The sequence below is a fragment of the Streptomyces sp. STAM6 genome, from assembly GCF_054963715.1.
In genome coordinates, this window is the sequence record NZ_JBUEFZ010000032.1 from 1 (window position 1) to 25,831 (window position 25,831).

Sequence of the window (25,831 nt, forward strand, 5' to 3'; positions counted from 1 at the left end):
ACCCCACCCCAGCTCCGTATGCCGAGCGCGGCTCGGCGTTGGCCGGGGCCCGTCGGTCCGGTTGGCGGCCGGGGCCCGCTACTCCGGTTGTGGGCAGTCGTTCCGCAGGGCGATGGGGTCCCCCTGAACAGGGGTCCGGGGCGGAGCCACCGGGGTGGGCGCGCCCGGGGCGCTGGGGCGGGTCAGGGCTGGGCCAGGTCCACCGCGGCGGCCACCCGCACCGCGACGCTCTCCGCGTACACCGCGTCCGGCCGCTCGAACCCCGGTCGCGTCCCCGCCCGCAGGAACGTCACCACTCCCAGCGTCCGCCCACGGCTGCGCAGCACCGCGCACAGGGCGTGCACCGCGTCGCGGGGCCACTGCCGCTCGGTGGCCCATCCCCGCGCCGAGGTGCCCGCGCTGGTGCGGACCGAGCCGGCGCGGTCGACCGCCTGCAGGGCGGGGTGCCCGTCCTCGTATCGCACAGGTATGCCCGCGTCGGCCACGCGGGCGACCGGGCCCGGCGCCCCGGTGGGCGAGGCGGCCGCGCGGACGAGACGGCCGTCCTGGAACAGGTCGAGCACGGCGTGGTCGGCGAACCCGGCGAGGGCGAAGTCCAGGTACACGACCGCCGCCTCCATCGGGTCCTCGCACTCCGCCGCGGCGTTGCCCGCGCGGTGGAGCTGGCTGGAGCGGAAGCGCAGCCGGTCGGACTCCTGTGCCGCGAGCTTGGCGTCGGTGATGTCCTGGAAGAGCCAGCCGACGCCGAGGGGGACCGGTTCTTCGGCGAGGGGGGAGGCGAGGCGCAGGAAGCCGCTGCGCCAGCAGCGGCGGCGTTCGCCCTCCGGGGTGCGCACGGTGACCCACAGTTCGGCGAGGGCCCGTGGCGGGCCCTCGGCGAGGACGTGGTGCAGGGCGCCTTCGAGTTCCTCCACGCCCTGGACGACGAGTTCGCCGAGGGGCCGGCCGAGGAGGGCGGTGCGGCCGGAGCCCAGGGCGCGGGCGGCGTGGGCGTTGACGACGGTGGGCCGCAGGTCCACGTCCACCAGGACGACGCCCCAGGTGGCGTCCTCCAGGAGTGCCTCGCTCAGGGCGATGGACCGCTCCAGGTCGATCTGTGCGTGCACCTCGCTGAACGCGCAGTACACCCCGGCCGGTTTGCCGTCCGCGCCGCGGACACCGGCCGACTGGGTGCGTACGAGGACCCGCCCGCCGTCCTTGCGGAGGAGGGCGAACTCGTGGACCTGACGGCCGGGGGCCTCCATCGCCGCCATGAGCCGCCGCTGGACGTCGCCCGCGTCGGCGCTGCGGGCGGCCCAGCCGGCGAAGCCCTGCCGTCCGACGGCCTCTTCCCGGGTCCAGCCGAGGATGCGCTCGGCCTCCCGGTTCCAGTGGGTGATCACGCCGTCGGCGTCGAAGGCGAGCAGTGCCGCGTCCATGCCGTCGAGCAGCGCCGCCAGCAGATCGGCGCCGGGCGCGGGCTCGCCCGGCCCGAGCGCACGCGCGGTCTCACTCCTGGACGCACTCATCCCGGCACCCCCTGCAGGACGGTCACGTGCAGCTGCACGCTCGTTCATTCAACTGGAACGTGACCCAGGACACACGCGGTTCCGGAAAATCGGTTGTGTGGGCCGAGGACCGCTTCTTAGTGTGTGGGCACACAGGAAAGGAGGTGATCCGGAAGTGGTTTCTTTTCGGATGCGTGAGGTGACTGCGGGCTGAGGCCTGCTGTCGCACTCTGTGCAACATGACGGCAGGCCTCCTGCCGCAATCCCAAGCAGTCACCGACCCGCGGGCTCGTCGGCACATCCGGCCGACCCCTCTTCTGAGGGACAAGAGCCCGCGGGTTTTTGCGTCAGGCGAGGGCCAGTTTCCCGGTGCGCTGGGCGCGGGCCTCACCGGCCCGGAGGATCAGGGCCGCCGCCCCGAGGAGCAGGGCGCTGAGTGCCGTGAGGCCCGTGAGGGTGGGGGCGAGCTCGGTGAGGGTGCGGGCCTCCAGGAGCGCGCCACGGACCGCGATCAGGCTGCCGGTCAGGGGGAAGACCGCGCCGATGATCTGGACGGCCGCGGGCAGCGCGAAGTGGGGCAGGCGGACCGCCGAGACGAACCAGAGGGGTTCGTCGAGGATCGTGTAGAGGAACGCCGAGTCGCGTGAGAAGACCAGCAGGCTGTTGAGGAACGCGCCCCAGGCGACGGCCGGGACCAGCAGGGCCAGGAAGACCACCGCGTACATCCACCAGGCGGAGACGGCGAGTGTGCCGAAGCCGGTGAGGGCCGCGACGGTGAAGCAGGTCAGGAGCCAGGCGTTCTGCAGGAGCGCGCCCGCGCCGTTGGCGATCATGAGGGTGAGGCGGCCGGCCGGGGAGAGGAAGAGCAGTTCCAGGGTGCCGGTGGAGCGCTCGAAGGACAGGTGCCAGGCCGACTGGACGAGGGAGAAGAAGAAGGCGTACGCGAGGGTGCCGGTCGCCAGGAAGGCGAGCAGGCGGTCGGGGTCGGCGGCCAGGGGCCAGTTCGCGGCGGCCGGGGAGGCGGTCGCGACCGGGCGCAGCGTGTAGTAGGTGGTGGCCAGTTGGAGGACCGGCCAGACGAGCATCGAGAAGACGACGAGCGGCTGCCCGAAGAGGCGGCGGTGCTGTTTGAGCGTTTCGGCGGCGAGGATGCGCAGGGCGTGGTTCATGCCGGGGCTCCCGCGGCGAGGGTGAGGATCGCGTCCTCCAGGCTGGCCTCGGCGATCTCCAGGCCGCCGATGGAGCCGCCCGCTTCGACGAGGGCGGCGGCGAGTGGTCCCGCGATGTCGTCGGGGTGCCGCAGGGTCACCAGCTGGGCCCCGTCCGGGAGGGGCTCGGTGGTGGCGCCGAAGGGGGCGAGCGCGGCGTCCGTGCGGGCGGTGGGGTTGGTGAGCGTGATGCGGACGGTGCGGTGGCTGCCGGTCGCGGCCTTGAGTTCGGCCGGGCTGCCGTCGGTGAGGTGGCGGCCGGCGGAGATGACGTGGACGTGCGCGCAGAGTTCTTCGACCTCGGCGAGGTAGTGCGAGGTGAGGAGGACCCCGGTGCCGTTCGCGGCCAGGTCCGCGACGACGCGGCGCAGGTCGCGGGCGATGGGGGCGTCGAGGCCGAGGGTCGGCTCGTCGAGGAGCAGGTAGGCGGGGCGGTTGATCAGTCCGCGGGCGATGGCGAGGCGCTGGGTCATGCCGCGGGAGTAGCGCTCGACCATGGTGTCGGCGGCGTCGGCGAGACCGACGAGGGCGAGGAGTTCGTCGGTGCGGGCGCGCAGTTCCGCCTTGGGCACGTCGTAGAGCTGGCCGAAGTACCAGAGGTTCTCGCGGCCGGTCATACGGGTGTAGACCATGCGTTCACCGCCGGCGATGAGGTTGATGCGGTGGCGTACGGCACGGGCGTCGGTGACCGTGTCGAGGCCGTCGACGGTGACGGATCCGGAGGTGGGCCGCAGCAGGGTGGCGATGGTCTTGATGGTGGTGGTCTTGCCCGCGCCGTTGAGGCCGAGGAGCCCGGTGACGCGGCCGGGCGGGATGTCGAGGTCGAGGCCGTCGACGGCGGTCTTGACGGTGCGCGGGCCGAAGATCTTCGCGCGTACGGGGAAGTCCTTGCGCAGTTCTCGGACGCGTATGCCCTGCATGGTCAGGAGGTCCTTTCGACGGCTCGGGCCTCGGCGCGGGGCAGCAGCTTCAGGCCGAGGAGGAGGTAGGCGGCGGTGAGGGCGAGGCAGACGGCGAGGCGCGGGGCGAGGGCGTCGAGGGTCTGGCCGCCGGTGAGGGAGCCGTGCAGGACGTCCATGGCGGCGGTGGTGGGGAACGCTTCGGCGAGCCACTGGGCGGGGGCCGGGAGGTAGGCGCGGGGGAAGGTGAAGCCGCAGAGCAGGCCGAGCACGGTGAAGACGGTGTTCTGCGAGATGTGTGCCTCGCCCGCGGCGATCATCAGGCCGCCGAGTCCCACGGAGATCGCGAAGACGGCGCAGACGAGGGCGGCGGCCCCGGCGAGCGCGCCGAGGGGTGAGGCGACGGGGACGGAGATGCCGAGCAGGGCGATGACGACGCCCAGGGTGAGGAATTCGGCGAGGCTGCTGAGGACGGCGAAGGCGGTGAAGCCGATCAGGTAGGGCAGGCGGCCGGCGGGGGCGATGAGCAGGGCCGCGAGGGTGCCCTGGCGCTGTTCGGTGATCAGCGCCTTGGCCGACCAGAGGATGAGGCGGACGGTGAACTGGAAGGCCGTCGCGCCGACCGCGATGTAGGCGAGGTAGGCGGCGGTGCCGCTGCCGGCGGTGAAGTCCTCGCCCACCCGGCCGCCGCCGATCGCGTGGAAGCCGAGGTACGCGAGGGCGATGGTGAGCGCGGCGGGCAGAACGGTGCCGACGGCGTAGGTCCAGGGATAGGCGCGTTTGGTCATCTGCCAGGTGCGCCAGGCGGTGGCCCGGGCTGTGTCCATGCGTACCGTGAGTTTCCTTTGGGAACTGATTGATGGATAGTGAGTTTCTATCGGGAACTCACGTCATGGCGCAAGATGGTTGCCCGCGAACGGGCACAGTGAAGGAGCCGACGACATGGGCAGAGCAGTGCCCGAGCGCGACGCCGCGTGCGCGGTCGCGCAGACCGCCGCCGTCATCGGGGACTGGTGGAGCCTGCTGCTGGTGCGGGAGACCGCGCGGGGCCGGCATCGCTTCGACGAGCTCCAGCACGAGCTGGGGATCTCCCGGAAGGTGCTCACCGAGCGGCTGAACCACCTCGTCGACAGCGACGTCCTGGAGAAGGTCCCCTACCAGCGGGGCCCCGTGCGCCACGAGTACCGGCTCACCGCCGCCGGACGCGCCCTGCTGCCGGTTCTCGTGGCCATGCAGGACTGGGCGGACCGCTGGGTCTTCGGCGACGGCTCACTGACCGCCTCCGCCGACGAGCACGGCGCGGAGGCGAGCCGCGTCCTCGGCCTGCCCGGCACCCGGCTGCCGCGCCTCACGCTGCCCGCCCACACCGGCGAAGAACTGGACCCGGTGGACGGCCGGGCGGGCGCCACCGTGCTGTTCTGCTACCCGGCGACCGGGCGGCCGAGCCCGCTGCCGGACGGCTGGTCGGACATCCCCGGCACGGTCGGCTGCACCCTGGAGAACCGGCTGTTCCGCGACGCGCACGGCGATTTCGCCGCGGCGGGCGTCGCGGTGCGCGGCGTCAGCACCCAGCGGCCGGACGAGCAGCGCGCCTTCGCCGCCGCCGAGGACATTCCCTTCCCGCTGCTGTCCGACATGGACAGCCGACTGGCTGCGGCGCTGCGGCTGCCGACGTTCCGGGCCGGTCAGGGGCTGCGGCTCAAGCGCGCGGTGCTGGTGCTGGACCGGGAGCGCACGGTCCGGCACGTGCAGTTCCCCGTGTCCGACATCCCCGCGGCCGTGGAGACGGCGCTGCGGGAAGGGCGGGCGGCCGCCTCCGGCTGACCGCGCGCCCTCAGGGGGCGAGGCGCTCGATGTGCCAGCCGCCGTCGGCCCGGGTGTACCGGAGCCGGTCGTGCAGCCGGTTCTCGTGCCCCTGCCAGAACTCCACGGACTCCGGCACCACCAGGAAGCCGCCCCAGTCCGGCGGCACCGGCACCTGCTCGCCCTCGGGGTGGCGGGCCGCCAGCTCCTCGTACCGGGCCAGCAGCTCCGCCCGCGAGGCGATCACGGTCGACTGCGCGCTGACCCAGGCCCCCAGCTGGGAGCCGTGCGGGCGGGTCCGGAAGTACGCGGCGGTCTCGTCGCGGCCGACGCGGCTCGCCGTGCCGGTGACGATGACCTGCCGGGCGATGGGGTGCCACGGGAACAGCAGCGAGATGTACGGATTGGTGTCGAGCTCGCCGCCCTTGCGGGAGCCGTAGTTCGTGAAGAAGACGAAGCCCCGCTCGTCGTAGTGCTTGAGCAGCACCGTGCGGGAGGACGGCCGGCCGTCGGGCGTGGACGTGGACACGACCATCGCGTTCGGCTCGTGGATCTCCGGGCTGCCGGCAGCGTCCTTGAACCAGCGCGCGAACTGGCCCATCGGATCGGCGGCGAGATCCGCCTCCGAGAGTTCGGCGGTGCGGTACTGCTCGCGCATGTCGGCGGGATCGAGTGCGGGCTCGAGAGCATCGGTCACAGGACTCATCCTGCCGTAGGGCCCAGTCTGCCCGGCACCGAGTGCCGGTAATCCTCACTGACCGAATCGGCGCAGTGTGCCGGATGTCACGCTTCCCCGCCACGGTGGAACCCGACAGACTCATGCGCTGGGTCACTGTTACCTCCCGACGTTTCTCCCGCGAGCACGCTGGATGACCACCATCCGCACGGGGCATCACGGGGTTGAGCCGTCACGGGACGAATCCCGAGCCGCCGACACATCTGAGGAGCCGCCTGATGTCCGACTTCGTACCCGGACTCGAAGGAGTCGTCGCGTTCGAAACGGAGATCGCCGAACCGGACAAGGAGGGCGGCGCGCTCCGGTACCGCGGCGTCGACATCGAGGACCTGGTCGGCCACGTCTCCTTCGGAAACGTGTGGGGTCTGCTGGTCGACGGGGCGTTCAACCCCGGCCTGCCGCCCGCCGAGCCGTTCCCGATCCCGGTGCACTCCGGTGACATCCGGGTGGACGTCCAGTCCGCGCTGGCCATGCTCGCCCCGGTGTGGGGCCTGAAACCGCTTCTCGACATCGACGAGGAGCAGGCCCGCGACGACCTCGCCCGGGCCGCCGTGATGGCGCTGTCGTACGTGGCGCAGTCCGCGCGCGGACAGGGCCTGCCCATGGTGCCGCAGAGCGAGATCGACAAGGCGCAGTCGGTCGTCGAGCGGTTCATGATCCGCTGGCGCGGTGAGCCCGACCCCAAGCACGTCAAGGCCGTCGACGCGTACTGGACGTCGGCCGCCGAGCACGGCATGAACGCCTCCACGTTCACCGCCCGCGTGATCGCGTCGACGGGCGCGGACGTCGCGGCGGCGCTGTCGGGCGCGGTCGGCGCCATGTCCGGCCCGCTGCACGGCGGTGCGCCGTCCCGCGTCCTCGGCATGATCGAGGAGATCGAGCGGACGGGCGACGCCGTCGCCTACGTGAAGCAGGCCCTCGACAAGGGTGAGCGGCTGATGGGCTTCGGTCACCGCGTCTACCGCGCCGAGGACCCGCGGGCGCGCGTCCTGCGCCGCACCGCCAAGGAACTCGCCGCGCCGCGCTTCGAGGTGGCGGAGGCGCTGGAGAAGGCCGCCCTGGAGGAGCTGCACGCTCGGCGCCCGGACCGCGTCCTGGCGACGAACGTGGAGTTCTGGGCGGCGATCGTGCTGGACTTCGCCGAGGTCCCGGCCCACATGTTCACGTCGATGTTCACCTGTGCCCGCACCGCCGGCTGGAGCGCGCACATCCTGGAGCAGAAGCGCACGGGCCGGCTGGTCCGCCCGTCGGCCCGCTATGTCGGCCCGGGCTCCCGCAACCCGCGCGAGATCACGGGCTACGAGGACATCGTCGGCTGAGTCGCCCCTTTCCGGGGCTCGGTTCTCCGCCTGGCTCCGCCGGGGGACCCCCATCGGGGCGCCCGAGTCGGTGCCGACGGTCGATCTCCCCCTCCGCCCCCGCGCGCGTGGGAGGTACCCCCGCTCGGTCCCTCGTTCCCCGGGACCTCCGCACGCGCGGCAGTAGCCGCGTACCGATCGCGGTCTCCCCTACGGCATCGCGGCTCCCCCTGGCCTTCGGCCGGGGGGACCCCCACTTCGGCTCACTCGCCGGGCCCCTCGCCGACCCCGCCCGCCCCCGGACGCACCCCGGAAAGCGGGCCCGGCCCACAGCCCCCGGTGACCGCGCCCCGGGTCCGACACGGCGAGAGGGGTGACCGGTCCGCTGCACCCGCCGAAACGCACCCCTCGGCCGACACCCCGACGGGCGTCCGACTCAGGGCCGGTGACCGCGCCCCGGGTCCGACACCCTGGAAAGGGCACCCACGGCCCTCGCCGACCCCGCCCCGGGCCGGTGCCGTGGGAAGCGACGCCCGGGCCGGGGCACCGCCGAAGCGGTGGCCGGGCCGGGGTTTCGTCGGGCGGGGGCTTCGTCAGCCGAGCGCCCGGTCGACGATCCGGCTCCACTCGGCCACCACACGTTCACGGCGTGTCCTGTCGTCCGTCAGGAGGTTCGCGAGGCCCAGGCCCCGCGCCATGTCCAGCAGGCCCTGGACGGTCTCGCGCACGCCGGGCGTCGTCTCGTCGGCGCCGAGGAGCTCCACCGCGATGCGGTGGGTCTCCCGGCCGACCCGGGCCTCCAGTTCCGTGACACGGCCGCCGAGCTGCGGCTCGTTGGACGCGGCCACCCACAGGTGCAGCGCGGCCCGGAACAGGGGTCCGGTGTAGAGGTCGACCAGGGCCGCCACGACCGCGGTGCGGTTCTGCACGGGCAGGGCGCGCAGGGCCTGCGAGCGTTCCTCGGCGACGTACTCGACGGCCGCGGTGAAGAGGTCCTCCCGGGTCGGGAAGTGGTGCTGGGCGGCGCCCCGTGACACGCCGGCGCGCTCGGCGACCACCGAGACCGTGGAGCCCGCCCAGCCGCGCTCGGCGAGGCAGGCCACGGCCGCTTCGAGCAGCCGCTGCCGGGTGGCCCGGCTGCGGTCCTGCTTGGGTGCCTTGGGGGCTGGGGTCACAACACCCATAGAGGGTCCCGTCGTTCGAGGAAGGCCGTCATGCCCTCGCGGGCCTCCGCCGAGGCGAAGAGCGAGGCCGAGCGCTGCACGAGGTCCTCCGCGTCGCGCTCGAAGGTTTCCAGCACCCTAGCCGTGACCAGGCGTTTGGCTTCGGCCAGCCCCTGCGGGGAGGCCCTGCGCAGTCCGTCGAGCACCGGGGCGACGGCCTCGTCGGCGGTGCCGGCGACGACCGACACCAGGCCGATGCGGGCGGCCTCGGCGGCGTCGAAGCGTTCACCGGTGAGGTAGTAGCGGGCGGCGGCGCGGGGTTCGAGCCGGGGCAGCAGGGACAGGGAGATCACGGACGGCGCCACCCCGATCCTGACTTCCGTCAGCGCGAAGTCGGACGCCGCCGCGGCGCCGACGATGTCGCACGCCCCGACCAGCCCCAGGCCCCCGGCCCGCACGTGTCCCGCCACCCGCGCGACCACCGGTTTGGGCAGCTCGACGATCTGCCGCAGCAGTGCCACGAACGTGTACGGACTGGGCGGTGCCTTCAGATCGGCTCCCGCGCTGAACGTCGTCCCCGTGTGGGTCAGCACCACGGCCCTGACGGCCGGATCCTTCCCGCACCCCTCCAGCGCCCCGGCCAGCTCGGAGACGAGCCGCGCCGACAGGGCGTTGCGGTTGTCGGGCGAGTCCAGGGTCAGGGTGGTGATGCCGCGCTCGTGCGCGGTGGTGACCAGCGTCATGCGCCCTCTCGCTCCCTCAGTTCGCGCCGGAGGATCTTCCCCGACGCCGCCCGCGGCACGCCCTCGACGAACGCGACGCGCCGGATCTTCTTGTACGGAGCGACCTGCCCGGCCACGAACGCGATGATGTCGTCGGCGGAGAGATCGTTCGCACCGGGCTGCCGCACCACGTACGCCTTGGGGACCTCGTTGCCGTCGTCGTCGTACACGCCGATGACGGCCGCGTCGGCGATGCCCTCGTGGGTGAGCAGCAGCGCCTCCAGCTCGGCCGGGGCGACCTGGAAGCCCTTGTACTTGATCAGTTCCTTGACCCGGTCGACGACGTACAGCCAGCCGGCCCGGTCGACCCGACCGACGTCACCCGTGTGCACCCAGCCGTCCCGGTCGATCATGTCGGCGGTGGCGTCGGGCCGGCCCAGGTAGCCCTTCATCGCCTGTGGGCCGCGGATCGCTATCTCGCCCTCCTCGCCGACGCCCAGGTCCTTGCCGGGCACGCCGGGTTCGTCGAGGGAGAGGATGCGCATCTCGGTGCCGGGCAGCAGCCGGCCGACCGTGCCGGGGGGCGGGTTCGGCACGGACAGCGGCACCACGTGCGTGGCGGGGGACAGTTCCGTCATGCCGTAGGCCTGCCGGACCGGCGGCAGGTTCAGCCGCGCCGAGCAGGCCGCCGCGAGCTGCGCGTCCAGCGGGGCGGCCGCGCTGACCAGGTACTCCAGCGACGACAGGTCGTACCGGGCCACGGCCGGGTGCTTGGCCAGCGCCAGGACGATCGGCGGCGCGACGTACAGGCCGTTGATCCGGTGCTTCTCGATGGCCGCGAGGAACTGGTCGAGGTCGAAGCGGGGCAGGACGACGACGGTGGCGCCCAGGCGCAGCGGGGCGTTCATCAGGGCGGTCAGGCCGTAGATGTGGAAGAGCGGCAGTACGGCGAGGATGCGGTCGCCCGGCCCCATCGGGATCAGCGGCTCCAGCTGCGCCAGGTTGGTGGCGATGGAGCGGTGGGTGAGCATGACGCCCTTGGGGACGCCGGTGGTGCCGGAGGAGTACGGCAGGGCGGCGATGTCCACGTCCGGGTCTATGGTGACGGCCGGTTCCGGGGCGGTGGAGCCGAGCATGTCGAGGACGGAGCGGTGTCCTTCCGCCTGGTCGCAGACGAAGATCTCCCGGATTCCGCCGACCAGTTCGGCGGCCCGCCGGGCCGTCTCCAGGAGCGGCGAGACGGTGACGATCCAGCGGGCGGAGGAGTCCCCGAGCTGTTTGGCGAACTCCTCGGCCGTGGCCAGCGGGTGCACGGTGGTGACGGCGGCGCCGGCCCGGGTCGCCGCGTAGAAGACGGCCGGGTAGACGACGGTGTTGGGGCTGTGCAGGGCGAGGACGTCGCCCTTGCGTACACCCGCCTCGGCGAGCCCGGCGGCGATCCGCCGGTGGTACGTGTCGAGCTGGGCGTAGGTGAGGGCCAGGTCGCCCGCGCCGTCGACGAGGGCGATCTCCTCGCCGTGCTCGGCGGCGGACCGGCCCAGCACCGCCTCGTGGATGGGCAGGGAGACGGCCGGAACATCCGCGTACTCACTGTGGAAAACCATGACGGCCCCTTCGACACGCTCCGTTGGTGTGGTGCTGCCTTCGGTCGCCAGAATCCCCTTTGTCAGTACGACTTGGGGAGACCCAAGGACTGGTGGCTCACGTAGTTGAGGATCATTTCGCGGCTGACGGGGGCGATCCGCGCGACCCGGGAGGCGGTGACCAGCCGGGCGAGGCCGTATTCGCGGGTGAGCCCGTTGCCGCCGAGGGTGTGCACAGCCTGGTCGACGGCCTTGACGCACGCCTCGCCCGCCGCGTACTTGGCCATGTTGGCTGCCTCGCCCGCGCCGAGGTCGTCGCCCGCGTCGTAGAGCGCCGCGGCCTTCTGCATCATCAGCCGGGCCAGTTCGAGCTCGATGTGCGCCTGGGCGAGCGGGTGGGCGATGGCCTGGTGGGCGCCGATGGGGTCCTTCCAGACCTGCCGCGTCTTGGCGTAGTCGACGGCCTTGGCGAGTGCGTGGCGGCCCATTCCGATGGCGAAGGCGGCGGTCATGATGCGTTCGGGGTTGAGCCCGGCGAACAGCTGGAGCAGCCCGGCGTCCTGGTCGCCGACCAGGGCCTCCGCCGGGAGCCGGACGTCGTCGAGGACCAGTTCGAACTGTCGCTCCTGGGCCCGCAGTTCCATGTCGATGGCGGTGCGCGCGAAGCCCTCGGCGTCGCGCGGGACGATGAACAGGCAGGGCTTGAGCCGGCCGGTGCGGGCGTCCTCGGTGCGGGCGACGATCAGGGTGGCGTCGGCGATGTCGACGCCGGAGACGAAGACCTTGCGGCCGGTCAGGATCCACTGGTCGCCGTCGCGGCGGGCGGTGGTGGTGATCCGGTGGGAGTTGGATCCGGCGTCCGGTTCGGTGATGCCGAAGGCCATGGTGAGGCTGCCGTCGGCGAGTCCGGGGAGCCAGGCGCGCTTCTGTTCGTCGGTGCCGAAGCGGGCGATCACGGTGGCGCAGATGGCGGGCGAGACGATCATCATCAGCAGGGGGCATCCGGCCGCGCCGGACTCCTCCAGGACGATGGAGAGTTCGCTGATGCCCCGGCCGCCGCCGCCGTACTCCTCGGGCAGGTTCACCCCGAGGTAACCGAGTTTGCCGGCCTCGGCCCACAGGGTGGCGCGGTCGTAGGCGGGGCCGTGGCGGCGTCCGAGGGCGGCGACGGCGGCGCGCAGGTCCCGGTGCTCCTGGCTCTCGATGGTGCTCATGATGCGGGTGCCTCCTGTGCTTCGTGGGGGTCGTGCACGACGGCGAGCAGGGTGCCGACCTCGACCTGGTGGCCGGGGGCGGCGTGGAGCGCGGTGAGCGTGCCGGAGGCGGGAGCGGTGATCCGGTGCTCCATCTTCATCGCCTCCAGCCAGACGAGCGGCTGCCCGGCCTCGACGCGGTCGCCGGCGGTGACGTCGGCGACCCGGACGACGGTGCCGGGCATGGGTGCGAGCAGTGAGCCGGGCGCGGTGCGTTCGGCGGGGTCGGTGAAGCGGGGCAGTGCGGTCAGGGCGGTGTCGCCGACGAAGACCCGGTCGCCGTGGGTGGCGACCGGGAACTTGCGGCGGACGCCGTCGATTTCGAGCACGACGAGCCGGGGGGTGGCCTCGACGACCACGACGCCGTCGGCGGCGAGGCCGTCGCGGGTGTGGCGGTAGTGGACCTCGTGCTCGGTGCCGTCGGCGTCGGTGCGGTAGCGCTTGGTCTGGGGCTGGGAGGGCAGGTTGCGCCAGCCGCCGAACCGGGAGCGTCCGTGGGCGTGGGCGAGGGCGGCGACGAGTGCGGCGTACGGCTCCGGGGCGGCGTCCATCAGCTCCGCCAGGTGGCGGTCGTAGAAGCCGGTGTCCATGCGGCCCTGTGCGAACTCGGGGTGGCGCAGGGAGCGTACGAGCAGTTCGCGGTTGGTGGCCGGGCCGTGGACGCGGGCCCGCTCCAGGGCTCCGGCCAGTTTGCGTACGGCCTCGGCGCGGGTGGGTGCCCAGGCCACCGCCTTGGCCAGCATGGGGTCGTAGTGGACGCCGATGGTGTCGCCGTCGGTGTAGCCGGTGTCGAGGCGGACGCCCGGTACGGACAGGTGGTGCAGCATGCCGGTCTGCGGCGCCCAGTCGCGGGCGGGATCCTCGGCGTAGAGGCGGGCCTCGACGGCGTGGCCGTGGGGGGCGGGCGGCTCGGGCGCCAGGGCGGTGCCCTCGGCGATCCGGATCTGCAGGGCGACGAGGTCGACGCCGTACACGGCCTCGGTGACGGGGTGTTCGACCTGGAGCCGGGTGTTCATCTCCAGGAAGTGGGCCCGGTCGTCGACGACGAGGAACTCCACGGTGCCCGCGCCCCGGTAGTCGGTGGCGCGGGCGGCCCGCACGGCGAGGGCGTGCAGGGTGTCGAGGACGCGGGGGCCGAGACAGGGGGCGGGCGCCTCTTCGATCACCTTCTGGTGGCGGCGCTGGAGGGAGCAGTCGCGGGTGCCGAGGGCCCATACGGTGCCGTGGGCGTCGGCGAGGATCTGTACCTCGACGTGGCGGCCGCCCTCGACGAACGGCTCGACGAACACCTCGCCGTCGCCGAAGGCGCTCAGGGCCTCGGCGCGGGCCGCCGCGAGCTCGCCGTCCAGGGCGGCGAGCTCGCGGACGACGCGCATGCCGCGGCCGCCGCCGCCCGCGGCGGCCTTGACCAGCACCGGCAGGTCGGCGGCGGTGACGTCGGTGAGCGGGGCGATGCCCATGAGGTCCTTGGCGCGGGTCTTCGACGCCATCGTCTCGATGGCCTCGGGCGGCGGGCCGATCCACAGCAGGCCCGCGTCGGTGACGGCTCGTGCGAAGGCGGCGTTCTCGGAGAGGAAGCCGTATCCGGGGTGGACGGCGTCCGCGCCCGCCGCGAGGGCGGCCTTCACGATCAGGTCGCCGCGCAGGTATGTCTCGGCGGGTGCCGCGCCCGGCAGGCGTACGGCTTCGTCCGCGTCCCGCACGTGCAGGGCGTCGCCGTCGGCGTCGGAGTGGACGGCGACGGTGCCGATGCCGAGGGCGCGGCAGGTGCGGAAGACACGGCAGGCGATCTCGCCCCGGTTGGCGACGAGGATTTTCCGGATCACGGAGGTCCTGGGCATCTGGGAGGTGTCGGGGTGGCCGCACGTCTCGGCCGGGGTGGGGGTCGCGTGGGTCATCTGGGCCTCACATCCGGAAGACGCCGAAGCCGCCGCGTGCGCCTTCGACCGGGGCGGTGTGGATCGCCGACAGGCACAGGCCCAGGACGGTGCGGGTGTCGCGCGGGTCGATGACCCCGTCGTCGTACAGCCGCCCGGACAGGAACATCGGCAGGGACTCGGACTCGATCTGCTGCTCGACCATGGCGCGCAGGGCCGCGTCGCCGTCCTCGTCGTAGGGCCGGCCCTTCGCGGCGGCGGAGGCACGGGCGACGATCGACAGGACGCCGGCGAGCTGCTGGGGGCCCATGACGGCGGACTTGGCGCTGGGCCAGGCGAAGAGGAAGCGGGGGTCGTAGGCGCGGCCGCACATGCCGTAGTGGCCGGCGCCGTAGGAGGAGCCCATGAGGACGGACAGATGCGGGACGGTGCTGTTCGAGACCGCGTTGATCATCATCGAGCCGTGTTTGATGATGCCGCCCTGCTCGTACTCCTTGCCGACCATGTAGCCGGTCGTGTTGTGCAGGAAGAGCAGGGGCGTGTCGCGCTGGTTGGCGAGCTGGATGAACTGGGCGGCTTTCTGGGACTCCTGGCTGAACAGCACGCCCTGTGCGTTGGCGAGGATGCCGACCGGGTAGCCGTGCAGGGACGCCCAGCCGGTGACGAGGCTCGTCCCGTAGAGCGGCTTGAACTCGTCGAAGTCGGAGCCGTCGACGATCCGGGCGATGACCTCGCGCGGGTCGAACGGGGTTTTCAGGTCTTCGGGGACGATGCCGAGGAGTTCGTCCTGGTCGTACCGGGGTGGCTGGGCGGGCCCCGGGTCGGGGTGGGCCTTGCGGTGGTTGAGGCGGGCCACGATGCGGCGGGCCAGGCGCAGGGCGTCGGCCTCGTCGACGGCGAAGTGGTCGGCGAGGCCGGAGGTGCGGGCGTGCATCTCGGCGCCGCCGAGGGACTCGTCGTCGCTCTCCTCCCCGGTGGCCATCTTCACCAGGGGCGGTCCGCCGAGGAAGACCTTCGACCGCTCCTTGATCATGACGGTGTGGTCGGACATTCCGGGGACGTAGGCGCCGCCGGCCGTGGAGTTGCCGAAGACGACGGCGACGGTGGGGATCCCGGCCGCGGACAGCCTCGTGAGGTCGCGGAAGAGCGCCCCGCCGGGGATGAAGATCTCCTTCTGGGAGGGCAGGTCGGCGCCGCCGGACTCGACGAGGGAGATCACCGGCAGCCGGTTGGCACGGGCGATCTCGTTGGCCCGCAGGGCCTTCTTCAGGGTCCAGGGGTTGGACGCGCCGCCGCGCACGGTGGGGTCGTTGGCGGTGATGACGCATTCGACGCCCTCGACGACGCCGATGCCGGTGACCATGGAGGCCCCGACGGGGTGGTCGCTGCCCCAGGCGGCGAGGGGCGACAGTTCCAGGAACGGCGTGTCGGGGTCGAGGAGCAGCTCGACGCGTTCGCGGGCGAGGAGCTTGTCCCGCTTGCGGTGCCGGGTGACGTACTTCTCGCCGCCGCCGGCGAGGGCCTTGGCGTGCTCGGCGTCGAGGGCGGCGAGTCTGGCGAGCATCGCCTCTCGGTGAGCGGCGTAGTCGGGGCCGGTGGTGTCGAGGGCCGAGGCGAGCACGGTCACAGCAGGACCTCCGGGATGTCGAGGTGGCGGGAGCGCAGCCATTCGCCGAGCGCCTTGGCCTGGGGGTCGAAGCGGGCTCGCGCGGCGACGCCTTCGCCGAGGAGGCCGGTGACGGTGAAGTTGAGGGCCCGGAGGTTCGGCAGCAGGTGGCGGGTGACGGTCAGCTCGCGGACCTCCGGCAGCAGCCGGCGGAAGCGGTCGACGGTCAGCTCGTGGGCCAGCCAGCTCCAGGCGTCGTCGGTGCGCGCCCACACCCCCACGTTGGCGTCGCCGCCTTTGTCTCCGCTGCGCGCTCCCGCCACGAGCCCGAGCGGTGCCCGGCGCACCGGCCCGGCGGGCAGCGGCGGCGGCAGGTCCGGTTCCGGGCTCACCGGTTCCGGCGTGCGGGTGTGTGCGGGCGGGGGGACGGCGATCTCCCCGTCCGGCAGTACGGCGGTGTGCCGGACGTCCCGGGCGTCGACGTACATCGCCTCGAAGACCCCGTAGGGGGCGCCCTTTCCGGGTGGGGCCGTGACGTGGAAGCCGGGATAGCTGCCCAGCGCCAGCTCGACGGCCGCGCCGCTGACGGCCCGGCCGACGGTGTCCGGGTCGGGGTCGCGCACGACCAGCCGGAGCAGCGCGCTGGCCGTCTCCTCGGTGTCCGCGTCCTCCCGGTCGGTGCGGGCCAGCTCCCACCTCACCTCGGCGGGCCGGGCCTTGCCGAACGCCCGCTCCAGCTGTCCGCGCACGAGCGCGGCCTTGGCCTCGACGTCGAGGCCCGTCAGCACGAACACGACCTCGTTGCGCCAGCCGCCCAGCCGGTTCAGGCCGGCTTTCAGCACCGGTGGCGGTGCCTCGCCCCTGACGCCGCTGATCCGCACCCGGTCGGGGCCGTCCTGGGCGAGCCGTACGGTGTCCAGCCGCGCCGTCACGTCCGGTCCGGCGTACCGGGCGCCCGCCGTCTCGTACAGCAGCTGTGCGGTGACGGTGCCGACGTCGACGACGCCGCCGGTGCCGTCGTGCTTGGTGATCACGGACGAGCCGTCGGCGTGCAGCTCGGCGAGGGGGAAGCCGGGCCGTTCGAGGAGGCGCGGGTCGTGCTCGTGGAAGAAGGCGTAGTTGCCGCCGGTGGCCTGGGTCCCGCACTCGAGGACGTGTCCGGCGACCACCGCGCCCGCGAGCCGGTCGTGATCGTCGGGCGCCCAGTCGAACCACCAGGCCGCGGGCCCGCTGACCAGGGCCGCGTCCGTGACCCGGCCGGTGACCACGATGTCGGCCCCGGCGCGCAGACAGGCCGTGATGCCGGCCCCACCGAGGTAGGCGTGGGCCGCGAGGACCCCGTCGCCCGCGGGGAGCCGCCCGGGGTCGAGCCGGTCGCCCTCCACGTGGGCGATGCGCACCGGTACGCCGACGCGGTCGGCGAGGGCGCGCAGCGCGTCGGCGAGCCCGGCCGGGTTGAGGCCGCCGGCGTTGGTCACGATCTTCACGCCGCGCTCGTGGGCCAGTGCGAGGCCTTCCTCCATCTGCCTCAGGAAGGTCTTGGCGTAGCCGAGCGAGGGGTCCTTCAGCCGGTCGCGGCCGAGGATGAGCATGGTCAGCTCGGCGAGGTAGTCGCCGGTCAGGACGTCGAGTTCGCCGCCGGTGAGCATCTCGCGCACGGCGTCGAAGCGGTCGCCGTAGAAGCCGGAGGCGTTGCCGATCCGCAGGGGCCCGCACATCACGCCCCCTGGGGGGCACGGCCGGGGCCCGCCGGGCCCGCGAAGGCCTGCGCGATGGCGAGCCACTGGCCGGCGTCGGTGCCCTCGGCGCGTACCGCCAGGTCGTCGCGGTGGGCCCGCTGGGTGACCAGCAGGCAGAAGTCGAGGGCGGGTCCGGTGACGCGCTGGTCGGCGTCCTCGGGGCCGTAGGTCCACAGGGAGCCGTCGGGGGCGGTGAGTTCGACGCGGAAGGGGGCGGCGGGCGGGGTGAGGCCGCGTACGGCGTAGGCGTAGTCCCGGGCGCGTACGCCGATCCGGGCGACGTGCCGGAGCCGTGCGGTGGGGCGGCGTACGGCGCCGAGCGCGTCGGCGACGTCCTGGCCGTGGGCCCAGGTCTCCATCAGCCGTGCGGTGGCCATGGAGGCGGCGCTCATGGGCGGCCCGTACCAGGGGAGGCGGGCGCCCGCGGGGGCGGCCCGCAGGGCGTGGTGGAGACGTGTGCGGCCGTCGCGCCAGCGGGCGAGGAGTTCCCCGGGCGGTGCGGCGGCGCCCGCCTCGGCACCGTCGTCGACGAAGGTGTCCGGGGACGCGAGTGCCTCGGCGGTGTGGGCCGCGAAGGCGGTGGCATCGGTGACCGCGAGCAGCGCGGTGGCGTCGGTCCAGGCCAGGTGGGCGATCTGGTGCGCGACGGTCCAGCGGGGCGCGGGGGTGGGTGTGGCCCAGCGTTCCGGTTTCAGCTCCGCGACGAGGCGGTCGAGATCGTCGCTCTCGTCACGCAGGTCATCCAGTACCGCTGAGACGTCGGACACGGTGCGCTCCCTCCGGGACACGGCAGTGCGTGCCCCGGAGCATGGCAGCGCCCCAGGAAACAATCAAGCGTGCTTGCTTTAGTTTTTGGCCGCCTGCGAGCGGACGGCCCCCATGCTGGCGGCGATGACCAGGGCGATCGCCAACGCGTCGGTGGCGGAAAGGGCTTGATGCAGGACGAGGAAGCCGGCCGTCGCCGCGATGGCGGGCTCCAGGCTCATGAGGATCGCGAAGGTCGGGGCGGGCAGCCGGCGCAGGGCGAGCAGTTCGAGGGTGTAGGGCAGGACGGACGACATCAGCGCCACGGCCAGACCCAGGCCGATCGTCGAGGGCACCAGGAGTTTCCCGCCCGCTTCGGCCAGCCCCAGCGGAAGGCTGATCACCGCGCCGACCGCCATCGCCAGGGCGAGCCCGTCGGCCTGCGGGAAGCGTCGCCCGGTGCGGGCGCTGAAGACGATGTACGCCGCCCACATCGCACCCGCGGACAGGGCGAACACGGCGCCCCACGGGTCCAGCCGGTCGAACCCGCCGCCGCTGAGCAGCCCCACGCCGACGAGGGCGAGCCCCGCCCACACCACGTTGACCAGGCGGCGCGAGGCGATCACGGAGAGGGCGAGCGGGCCGAGCACTTCGAAGGTGACGGCGGCGCCCAGCGGAATGCGGTCGACGGCCTGGTAGAAGAGGATGTTCATGCCCGCCATGGCGGCACCGAACGCGACGATCGTGCCCCAGTCGGACCGCGAGTACCCGCGCAGCCTCGGCCGGCAGACGGCGAGCAGCACGACGGCGGCGAGGATCAGCCGCAGGGTGACCACGCCGAGCGCCCCGGCGCGGGGCATCAGCAGCACGGCGACGGCCGATCCGAACTGGACCGAAAGACCGCCGGCCACCACCAGCGCGACCGGCCCGAGCGTGCGCCGCCCGGCCGGACCGGCACTCCCCGGGCCCGCGGCGGCGGCCTCGGGCAGCGCGACGGCCGAGACGGCGGCCCGCTCCGTGACTCCCGGCTCGCCCACCGGCCACTCCCTTCACCCGAATACAACCCAATGTACTTTCAGTTCAAAATACTGCACTGGACGATCGCCGTCCACTTGCACCCGCCCCAGGGCGCCCCCTCCACGCTACGAATCACCGCACCACGCTGTGAAATGCGCATTGGACTGCGGTTATGCTTCAGACGCATGAGCATCGAGATGCGCCATCTCCGCTGCTTCCTCGCCATCGCGGAGGAGCGGAACCTCACCCGGGCCGCGGCCGCGCTCCACCTCACCCAGCCGGCCGTCTCCCGCACCCTCGCGGCGCTCGAACGCCACCTCGGCGTGCGTCTCGTCGACCGCTCCACCCACCACCTGGAACTCACCCCCGAGGGCCGCGCCTTCCGCGACCGGGCGTCGGCGGTCCTCGCCGCCTTCGACGACGCCGTCGACCCCGCCAACCTCCGCCACCGACCCCTGCGCCTCGGCCACGCCTGGTCGGCCTTCGGCGCCTACACCACCCCGTTGTTGCGCCGCTGGCAGCGCGAACACCCCGACGTACGGCTGGAACTGCTCCGCATCGACGACCGGACGGCGGGCCTGGCCCGCGGCGAGGTCGACGCCGCCCTCCTGCGCGGCCCGGTCACCACGCCGGGCCTGGCCACCGAGGAACTGTTCCGCGAACCGCGCGTCGCGGCGGTCGCCTCCGACGGCCCCCTCGCCGGCCGCGCCTCACTCACCCTCGCGGACCTCACCGCCGAGAGGATCGTGATCAACACGGTCTCCGGCGCCACCACCCTCGACCTCTGGCCCGCACCCGTCCGGCCCACCCGCACCCTGAACGTCGGCAACACCGACGACTGGCTCACCGCCATCGCCGCGGGCCACGCCACCGGCGTCTCGTCCGCCGCCACCGCGGCCCTGCACACCCACCCGGGAGTCACCTACGTGCCGCTGAGCGACGCTCCACCGCTCCCGGTCGTCCTCGCCTGGCGCGCCGCGGCCCCGCACTCGGCCGTACCGGACCTGGTGGCGCTGGCCCGCGACCTCACCCGCGGCTAGAGCGTGCTCCGACAGTCCCGTCCGGCCGGTGAGCGGGTTCCGGTGCGTGCGGATGCCGGGCGGAGGCGGAAAACCCCTGCTCGCGAGCCCGGCACGAGCCGAAAGAAGCGCCCTGGCGCCGGGCGGGTGTGGAACTACTCCCCCGGCACCGGGTCGCGGAAGCCCCGGCGGCGGGCCGCCTCCGGACGGCAGCGCACGAGCCGCCCCAGCGTCAGCAGCCCTCCCCGCAGCGCCCCGTGCCGGTGGAGCGCCTTGACGGCGTAGGTGGAACAGCTCGGCGTGTACGGGCAGCAGGCGGGGCGGCGGGGGCTGACGGCGACGCGGTAGTGGCGCACCGCCCCGTACATCAGGCCGGCGGCCCGCCCCCTCGGGCGCGGTGCCGCCGGGTCCTCACCACGGCCGACGGCCGGGGCGCGGAAGAAGAACTGGAGCAGCGCCGTGAGCGCGGCGGCCGGGCAATGGACGGCGCAGTACGAGGTGCAGTCGTCGACGCAGCCCACGCAGCAGTTCTCGTCCTCGTCCCGCCCCTTGCGGTCTCGGTCCCTCTTGCGCACGAACACCCTTTCCCATTACGGCCGTCGCATCGTACGTCCCGCTCCCGACCGGCCCGTCACGGCCCCGTGCCTCACGGCACCGCCCGCCGCTTCTCGTCGGTCAGCGGCTCGGGCCGGCCGCGGGAAGCCCCGCGACCGACCGGATCCGCGCGGCGACCGCACCGGTACGGGCGCCTCGTGGTGGCAGGCCCATGGAGCGCCTCCCCGTCCGAGAGCGCCTGCCGGAGGTCGAGCAGCCCCTACCGGCCCGGGAGAAGCACCCGCCCCGGCGCGCGGCCCCCGGCGGGCGGCCACCCTCACTCCTTTTCCAGCGCTTCCGCCAATACCTCCGCCAGATGCCTGGCTCGCTTTCCGGCCAGCTGCCGCAATTGCGTACGGCAGGAATAGCCGTCGGCCAGCAGGACCGCGTCCTCCGGGGCCGCGCGGACCGACGGCAGGAGCTGGTCCTCCGCGCAGGCCACCGAGACGTCGTAGTGGCCGCGCTCGAAGCCGAAGTTGCCGGCGAGGCCGCAGCAGCCGCCGCTCAGGTCGCCGGTGAGGCCCGCGCGGGCGCGCAGGCGGCGTTCCGCCGCGTCGCCGAGGACCGCGTGCTGGTGACAGTGGGTCTGGCCGGCGACCGGGCGATCCAGGCGCGGCGGCTGCCAGTCGGGGGCGTGTTCCTCCAGGGCCTGGGCGAAGGTGCGTACGGAATCGGCGAGGAGACGGGCCCGGGGATCGTCGGGGAGCAACTCCGGCAGGTCGGTCTTCAGGGTGGCGCCACAGCTGGGTTCCAGCACCACGAGTGGACGGCCCAGGGCGGGCCCCAGGGCGTCAAGGGTGCGGCTCATCACCTCGCGGGCGCGGTCGAGTTGGCCGGTGGAGACGTAGGTGAGTCCGCAGCACACGCCACCGGGAGGGAGGCTTACGCCCAGGCCCACCGCCTCCAGGACGGTGACGGCCGCGCGGCCGACGGACGGGGAGAGGTGGTCGGTGAAGGTGTCCGGCCACAGCATCACGCCGGGGCCGCCGGGCGGGACCGCCGGGCGCCGCGCGAGCCAGGTGCGGAACGTCTTCGGTGCCAGCGGCGGGATGTCGCGTTCCGGTGCGATGCCGGCCGTCCGTTTGGCGAGGGCCGCGAGGGGCCGCACGCGGGCCGCGGCGTTGACGAGCCGCGCGAAGGGCCGGGCCAGGCGCAGCCATCGGGGCAGCCGGCCCATCGAGTAGTGGGCGGCGGGCCTGCGGCGGCCCGCGTAGTGGTGGTGCAGGAACTCCGCCTTGTAGGTGGCCATGTCGACGCCGACGGGGCAGTCGCTGCGGCAGCCCTTGCAGGACAGGCACAGGTCGAGGGCGTCCCGTACCTCCGCGGACCGCCAGCCGTCGGTGACGATCTCCCCGGCCAGCATCTCGTGCAGCAGCCGGGCGCGGCCGCGGGTGGAGTGCTGTTCCTCGCCGGTGGCCCGGTAGGAGGGGCACATCACTCCGGTGCCCGGGTTCGGCCCGCCGACCCGGCATTTGGCGACGCCGACGCAGCGGCGTACGGCCTGGCCGAAGTCGCCCGCGTCCTGCGGGTATCCGAAGGCGACGTCGACGCGCTCCCGCGGCAGGACCTCGAAGCGGAGGTTCTCGTCGAGGCGGGCGGGGCGGGCGAGCATGCCGGGGTTCATGCCGCCCGCCGGGTCCCACACGTCCTTGAACCGGCTGAAAAGTCCGACCAGTTCGGGTCCGTACATCTTCGGCAGCAGTTCGGCGCGGGCCTGGCCGTCGCCGTGTTCGCCGGACAGGGAGCCGCCGTGCGCGACCACGAGGTCGGCGACGTCCTCGGAGAACCGCCGGAAACGGCGTACCCCGTCCGGGTGGACCAGGTCGAAGTCGATGCGCACGTGGATGCAGCCGTCGCCGAAGTGCCCGTACGGCGTGCCGCGCAGGCCGTGCTCGGTGAGCAGGGTGCGGAAGTCGCGCAGATAGGCGCCGAGCCGGGCGGGAGGCACGGCGCAGTCCTCCCAGCCGGGCCAGGCCTCGGCTCCGTCGGTGGTGCGGGTGGCGGTGCCGGCGGCGTCCTCACGGACCCGCCACAGGGCGCGCTGGGCGGCAGCGTCGGTGACGACGGTGGCGTCCAGGGCGTCGGCGGCGCGCAGCAGTTCCCGGGCCGCGGCATGCGCCTCCCCGGGCGTGGTGCCGCCGGTCTCGGCGAAGAGCCAGGCGCCGCCCCGGGGCAGCGCGGCGCGGGCGGCCGGGTCGCGGACGAGGTCATCGGCCATGCCCTCGACGGTCAGGGGCCGGTGCGGCAGCAGGCCGGGCGCCGCTTCGGCGGCCGCGCTCTCGTCGGCGTACCCGAGGACGGCGAGGGCGCGGGCGGGTGGTGAGGCGACCAGGCGGACGGTCGCCTCGGTGAGGACGCCGAGGGTGCCTTCGCTGCCGCAGAAGGCGCGGGCGAGGTCGGTGCCGCGCTCGGGGAGGAGGGCGTCGAGGGCGTATCCGGAGATGCGCCTCGGGAGCCCGGCGGGGAACCCCGTGCGGATGGCGGCGAGACCACCGCCGATCAGGTCCGCCAGTCCGTCGGGGCCGCCCGCCCAGCCCTGGCCGAGGCGCAGCCGCGATCCGCCGTACGTGGTGACCGACAGGGTCCGGATGTTGTCGGCCGTCGTCCCCCAGGCCACCGAATGTGACCCACAGGCGTTGTTCCCGATCATCCCGCCGATCGTGCACCTGCTGTGGGTCGAGGGGTCGGGGCCGAAGGTCAGGCCGTACGGGCGGACCGCGTCCCGCAGCCGGTCCAGGACCAGTCCCGGCCGCACCACGGCCGTGCGGGCCTCGGGATCGACGGCCACGATGCCGTTCATGTGGCGGGTGAGGTCCAGCACCACGCCCGTGCCGGTGGCCTGCCCGGCGATCGACGTTCCGCCCCCGCGGGGCACCACCGGTACACCGTGCTCCCGGCACACCGCGAGTACGGCGCCCACGTCGTCCGGGTCGCGCGGGGCGACGGTTCCGAGCGGAACCCTCCGGTAGTTGGACGCGTCCATGGTGTGCAGGGCCCGCGCGGTCACCCCGAAGTCGACGTCTCCGCGTACGGCGCCACGGAGAGCCCGCGCGAGTTCGCGCACGTACGCCTGTTCCTGCTGATCACCCATACGGCCAGCATGCCCACGCCCACCCCTTGAACCCCACGCACCTCATGGGCCCCGGCGCGTCAACATGGCGCGTTCCCCACCCCGTAAGAAAGACCCCCAAGGCCTTCCCAAAGCGATCGCCAACTCTCCTATAGTGTCCGGAAATTGTCCGCGCATCGCCTCCCCCGACCCCGACTTCCTGGAGCAGGTGCCCGTTGGACTCCGCAATCTCTCACCGGGCACCGCTCGGCTCCACCGCCGGGAACGGTGCCAAGATCGTCGTCGTCGGCGGGTTCGGCGTCGGCAAGTCCACGCTGGTCAGAGCGGTGAGCGAGATCCGTCCGCTGGCCACCGAGGAGACGATGACGTGGGCCGGCGGAGCCGGCCGCGCGGACGCCGACGGCTTCGGGGCGGTGCTGCCCACCCGGGCGGGCGGCAAGACCTCCACCACGGTGGCGTTCGATTTCGGCCGGATCACACTGGACGAGCGCAATGTCCTGTACCTGTTCGGCGCCCCTGGTCAGGAGCGGTTCTGGTTCCTGTGGGACCGGCTGTTCGCCGGGACGCTCGGCGCGATCGTGCTCGCCGACACCCGCCGGCTGTGGGACTCGCGGTACGCGGTCGACCGGCTGTCCCGGCACGGCACACCGTTCATCGTGGCGTGCAACGACTTCGGCGGGCCCGTCCACACCGAGCGGCAGATCCGCGAGACGCTCGCCCTCGGCGACCACGTGCCGCTGCTGGAGTGCGACGCGCGCGACCGCTTCTCCAGCAAGTACGTGCTGCTGGCGCTCATCGACCACCTTCGGCGACCAGGATCTTGACAGCCGGCCGACACGTCTCATCCGCCGGACACGCTCTTCGGTCGCCGACGTGAACAGCTAGGCTCCGACCGTGGCTGAGATCCGGATTCCCGCTGACATCAAGCCCGCCGACGGCCGTTTCGGCGCGGGCCCCTCCAAGGTGCGTACGGAGGCGCTGGACGCCCTGGCCGCCACCGGCACCTCCCTCCTCGGTACGTCCCACCGCCAGGCCCCGGTCAAGAACCTGGTCGGCGAGGTCCGTGCGGGCGTCTCCGAGCTGTTCTCCCTTCCCGAGGGCTACGAGGTGATCCTGGGCAACGGTGGCTCCACCGCGTTCTGGGACATCGCGACGCACGGGCTCATCGAGTCGAAGTCGCAGCACCTGTCCTTCGGTGAGTTCTCCTCGAAGTTCGCGAAGGCGGCGAAGCTGGCCCCGTGGCTGGCCGAGCCGACCGTGATCTCCTCCGACCCGGGCACGCACCCCGAGCCGGCGGCCGAGGCGGGCGTCGACGTGTACGCCTTCACGCACAACGAGACGTCCACCGGCGTGGCCGCCCCGATCGAGCGAGTGACGGGCGCGGACGAGGGTTCGCTCGTTCTGGTGGATGCGACGTCCGGCGCGGGTGGCCTTCCGGTCGACATCGCGCAGACGGACGTCTACTACTTCGCGCCGCAGAAGTCGTTCGCGTCGGACGGCGGCCTGTGGATCGGCGTGTTCTCGCCCGCCGCCCTGGAGCGCGCGGCCCGCGTCCACGCGTCGGGCCGCCACGTCCCGGAGTTCTTCTCCCTGCCCACGGCGATCGACAACTCCCTGAAGAACCAGACGTACAACACACCGGCACTGGCGACGCTCTTCCTGCTGAACGAACAGCTGAAGTGGATCAACGGCCAGGGCGGTCTCGACTGGTCCGTGCGGCGCACCGCGACGTCCTCGCGGACGCTGTACGGCTGGGCCGAGGAGTCCAAGTACGCGACGCCGTTCGTCTCCGACCCGGCGAAGCGGTCGCAGGTCATCGGCACGATCGACTTCTCCGACGAGATCGACGCGGCCGCCGTCGCGAAGGTGCTGCGGGCCAATGGGATCGTCGACACCGAGCCCTACCGGAAGCTGGGTCGTAACCAGCTGCGGATCGCGATGTTCCCGGCGATCGAGCCGGCGGACGTGGAGGCACTGACGGCCTGCGTCGACTACGTCATCGAAAAGCTCTGA

At 73.2% G+C, this 25,831-nt stretch carries 21 protein-coding genes; 5 read left to right on the plus strand and 16 right to left on the minus strand.

The genetic code is table 11. The features are described from left to right. Window positions 1-182: 182 nt before the first annotated feature. From ACY34K_RS27420 to ACY34K_RS27435, 4 genes are all read right to left on the minus strand, one after another. The gene (locus ACY34K_RS27420) at window positions 183-1,508 is read right to left on the minus strand and encodes a PAS domain-containing protein (RefSeq protein WP_462751750.1); all 1,326 of its coding nucleotides are present in this window, start codon (window positions 1,506-1,508) and stop codon (window positions 183-185) included. Window positions 1,509-1,834: 326 nt separating this feature from the next. Further along, entirely contained in the window at window positions 1,835-2,656 is an 822-nt protein-coding gene (locus ACY34K_RS27425) for an ABC transporter permease (protein ID WP_462751752.1), read from the minus strand. After that, window positions 2,653-3,615: an ABC transporter ATP-binding protein gene (locus ACY34K_RS27430; protein ID WP_462751754.1), complete on the minus strand. Its 963-nt coding sequence runs from the start codon at window positions 3,613-3,615 to the stop codon at window positions 2,653-2,655. The genes ACY34K_RS27425 and ACY34K_RS27430 overlap by 4 nt, the downstream gene beginning before the upstream one ends. A gap of 2 nt (window positions 3,616-3,617) precedes the next feature. Further along, window positions 3,618-4,421, minus strand: coding sequence for an ABC transporter permease (locus ACY34K_RS27435; protein ID WP_462751756.1), 804 nt, complete (start codon window positions 4,419-4,421; stop codon window positions 3,618-3,620). 115 nt (window positions 4,422-4,536) lie between these two features. On the opposite strand from ACY34K_RS27435, the gene ACY34K_RS27440 reads away from it, so the two are divergent. Next, window positions 4,537-5,418 carry a winged helix-turn-helix transcriptional regulator gene (locus tag ACY34K_RS27440; RefSeq protein ID WP_462751758.1) on the plus strand — a complete coding sequence of 294 codons (882 nt, stop codon included), beginning with the start codon at window positions 4,537-4,539 and terminating at the stop codon, window positions 5,416-5,418. A 10-nt stretch (window positions 5,419-5,428) separates the two neighbouring features. Here ACY34K_RS27440 and pdxH read toward each other — a convergent pair whose 3' ends face one another. After that, window positions 5,429-6,103 (minus strand): pyridoxamine 5'-phosphate oxidase, encoded by a 675-nt coding sequence (gene pdxH, locus ACY34K_RS27445; RefSeq protein ID WP_462751760.1) that lies wholly within the window; start codon window positions 6,101-6,103, stop codon window positions 5,429-5,431. Window positions 6,104-6,351: 248 nt separating this feature from the next. Between pdxH and ACY34K_RS27450 the strand changes: the two genes are divergently transcribed. Then, on the plus strand, window positions 6,352-7,452 hold the full coding sequence (locus tag ACY34K_RS27450; RefSeq protein WP_462751762.1) for a citrate synthase 2: 1,101 nt from the start codon (window positions 6,352-6,354) through the stop codon (window positions 7,450-7,452). 572 nt (window positions 7,453-8,024) lie between these two features. Here the strand turns inward: ACY34K_RS27450 and ACY34K_RS27455 are convergent. The 9 genes from ACY34K_RS27455 to ACY34K_RS27495 form a co-directional block, all read right to left on the minus strand. Further along, on the minus strand, window positions 8,025-8,615 hold the full coding sequence (locus ACY34K_RS27455) for a TetR/AcrR family transcriptional regulator (protein WP_462751764.1): 591 nt from the start codon (window positions 8,613-8,615) through the stop codon (window positions 8,025-8,027). After that, entirely contained in the window at window positions 8,603-9,337 is a 735-nt protein-coding gene (locus ACY34K_RS27460) for an enoyl-CoA hydratase family protein (RefSeq protein WP_462751766.1), read from the minus strand. Before ACY34K_RS27460 ends, ACY34K_RS27455 begins: the two co-directional genes overlap by 13 nt. After that, window positions 9,334-10,920 carry a 4-coumarate--CoA ligase family protein gene (locus tag ACY34K_RS27465; RefSeq protein ID WP_462751768.1) on the minus strand — a complete coding sequence of 529 codons (1,587 nt, stop codon included), beginning with the start codon at window positions 10,918-10,920 and terminating at the stop codon, window positions 9,334-9,336. Before ACY34K_RS27465 ends, ACY34K_RS27460 begins: the two co-directional genes overlap by 4 nt. Window positions 10,921-10,982: 62 nt before the next feature. Beyond that, a complete protein-coding gene (locus ACY34K_RS27470) occupies window positions 10,983-12,113 on the minus strand; it encodes an acyl-CoA dehydrogenase family protein (protein WP_462751770.1) in 1,131 nt (376 codons plus the stop codon). Next, window positions 12,110-13,978: an acetyl/propionyl/methylcrotonyl-CoA carboxylase subunit alpha gene (locus ACY34K_RS27475; RefSeq protein ID WP_462751882.1), complete on the minus strand. Its 1,869-nt coding sequence runs from the start codon at window positions 13,976-13,978 to the stop codon at window positions 12,110-12,112. Before ACY34K_RS27475 ends, ACY34K_RS27470 begins: the two co-directional genes overlap by 4 nt. A 79-nt stretch (window positions 13,979-14,057) precedes the next feature. Beyond that, entirely contained in the window at window positions 14,058-15,656 is a 1,599-nt protein-coding gene (locus ACY34K_RS27480; RefSeq protein ID WP_462751772.1) for an acyl-CoA carboxylase subunit beta, read from the minus strand. After that, on the minus strand, window positions 15,653-17,353 hold the full coding sequence (locus ACY34K_RS27485; protein ID WP_462751774.1) for an acyclic terpene utilization AtuA family protein: 1,701 nt from the start codon (window positions 17,351-17,353) through the stop codon (window positions 15,653-15,655). The genes ACY34K_RS27480 and ACY34K_RS27485 overlap by 4 nt, the downstream gene beginning before the upstream one ends. Continuing rightward, window positions 17,353-18,141 carry a TIGR03084 family metal-binding protein gene (locus tag ACY34K_RS27490; RefSeq protein ID WP_462751776.1) on the minus strand — a complete coding sequence of 263 codons (789 nt, stop codon included), beginning with the start codon at window positions 18,139-18,141 and terminating at the stop codon, window positions 17,353-17,355. The genes ACY34K_RS27485 and ACY34K_RS27490 overlap by 1 nt, the downstream gene beginning before the upstream one ends. A gap of 78 nt (window positions 18,142-18,219) precedes the next feature. Then, window positions 18,220-19,155 carry an EamA family transporter gene (locus ACY34K_RS27495; RefSeq protein ID WP_462751778.1) on the minus strand — a complete coding sequence of 312 codons (936 nt, stop codon included), beginning with the start codon at window positions 19,153-19,155 and terminating at the stop codon, window positions 18,220-18,222. A 165-nt stretch (window positions 19,156-19,320) separates the two neighbouring features. On the opposite strand from ACY34K_RS27495, the gene ACY34K_RS27500 reads away from it, so the two are divergent. Next, the gene (locus ACY34K_RS27500; protein WP_462751780.1) at window positions 19,321-20,175 is read left to right on the plus strand and encodes a LysR family transcriptional regulator; all 855 of its coding nucleotides are present in this window, start codon (window positions 19,321-19,323) and stop codon (window positions 20,173-20,175) included. 134 nt (window positions 20,176-20,309) lie between these two features. Here the strand turns inward: ACY34K_RS27500 and yidD are convergent, their stop codons facing one another. Then, window positions 20,310-20,729 carry a membrane protein insertion efficiency factor YidD gene (gene yidD / locus ACY34K_RS27505; protein ID WP_462751782.1) on the minus strand — a complete coding sequence of 140 codons (420 nt, stop codon included), beginning with the start codon at window positions 20,727-20,729 and terminating at the stop codon, window positions 20,310-20,312. A 296-nt stretch (window positions 20,730-21,025) separates the two neighbouring features. Continuing rightward, the gene (locus tag ACY34K_RS27510) at window positions 21,026-23,839 is read right to left on the minus strand and encodes an FAD-binding and (Fe-S)-binding domain-containing protein (protein WP_462751784.1); all 2,814 of its coding nucleotides are present in this window, start codon (window positions 23,837-23,839) and stop codon (window positions 21,026-21,028) included. Between the two features lie 194 nt (window positions 23,840-24,033). Between ACY34K_RS27510 and ACY34K_RS27515 the strand changes: the two genes are divergently transcribed. Together ACY34K_RS27515 and serC are read left to right on the plus strand one after the other, a co-directional pair. Continuing rightward, a complete protein-coding gene (locus tag ACY34K_RS27515; protein WP_462751786.1) occupies window positions 24,034-24,642 on the plus strand; it encodes a GTP-binding protein in 609 nt (202 codons plus the stop codon). A gap of 70 nt (window positions 24,643-24,712) precedes the next feature. After that, window positions 24,713-25,831 (plus strand): phosphoserine transaminase, encoded by a 1,119-nt coding sequence (gene serC / locus ACY34K_RS27520; protein ID WP_462751788.1) that lies wholly within the window; start codon window positions 24,713-24,715, stop codon window positions 25,829-25,831.

Coding starts and splice junctions, on each gene's coding strand:
- ACY34K_RS27420 (WP_462751750.1), bottom strand. CDS start 1,508: ATGAGTGCGTCCAGGAGTGAGACCGCGCGTGCGCTCGGGCCGGGCGAG.
- ACY34K_RS27425 (WP_462751752.1), bottom strand. CDS start 2,656: ATGAACCACGCCCTGCGCATCCTCGCCGCCGAAACGCTCAAACAGCAC.
- ACY34K_RS27430 (WP_462751754.1), bottom strand. CDS start 3,615: ATGCAGGGCATACGCGTCCGAGAACTGCGCAAGGACTTCCCCGTACGC.
- ACY34K_RS27435 (WP_462751756.1), bottom strand. CDS start 4,421: ATGGACACAGCCCGGGCCACCGCCTGGCGCACCTGGCAGATGACCAAA.
- ACY34K_RS27440 (WP_462751758.1), top strand. CDS start 4,537: ATGGGCAGAGCAGTGCCCGAGCGCGACGCCGCGTGCGCGGTCGCGCAG.
- pdxH (WP_462751760.1), bottom strand. CDS start 6,103: ATGAGTCCTGTGACCGATGCTCTCGAGCCCGCACTCGATCCCGCCGAC.
- ACY34K_RS27450 (WP_462751762.1), top strand. CDS start 6,352: ATGTCCGACTTCGTACCCGGACTCGAAGGAGTCGTCGCGTTCGAAACG.
- ACY34K_RS27455 (WP_462751764.1), bottom strand. CDS start 8,615: ATGGGTGTTGTGACCCCAGCCCCCAAGGCACCCAAGCAGGACCGCAGC.
- ACY34K_RS27460 (WP_462751766.1), bottom strand. CDS start 9,337: ATGACGCTGGTCACCACCGCGCACGAGCGCGGCATCACCACCCTGACC.
- ACY34K_RS27465 (WP_462751768.1), bottom strand. CDS start 10,920: ATGGTTTTCCACAGTGAGTACGCGGATGTTCCGGCCGTCTCCCTGCCC.
- ACY34K_RS27470 (WP_462751770.1), bottom strand. CDS start 12,113: ATGAGCACCATCGAGAGCCAGGAGCACCGGGACCTGCGCGCCGCCGTC.
- ACY34K_RS27485 (WP_462751774.1), bottom strand. CDS start 17,353: ATGTGCGGGCCCCTGCGGATCGGCAACGCCTCCGGCTTCTACGGCGAC.
- ACY34K_RS27500 (WP_462751780.1), top strand. CDS start 19,321: ATGAGCATCGAGATGCGCCATCTCCGCTGCTTCCTCGCCATCGCGGAG.
- ACY34K_RS27510 (WP_462751784.1), bottom strand. CDS start 23,839: ATGGGTGATCAGCAGGAACAGGCGTACGTGCGCGAACTCGCGCGGGCT.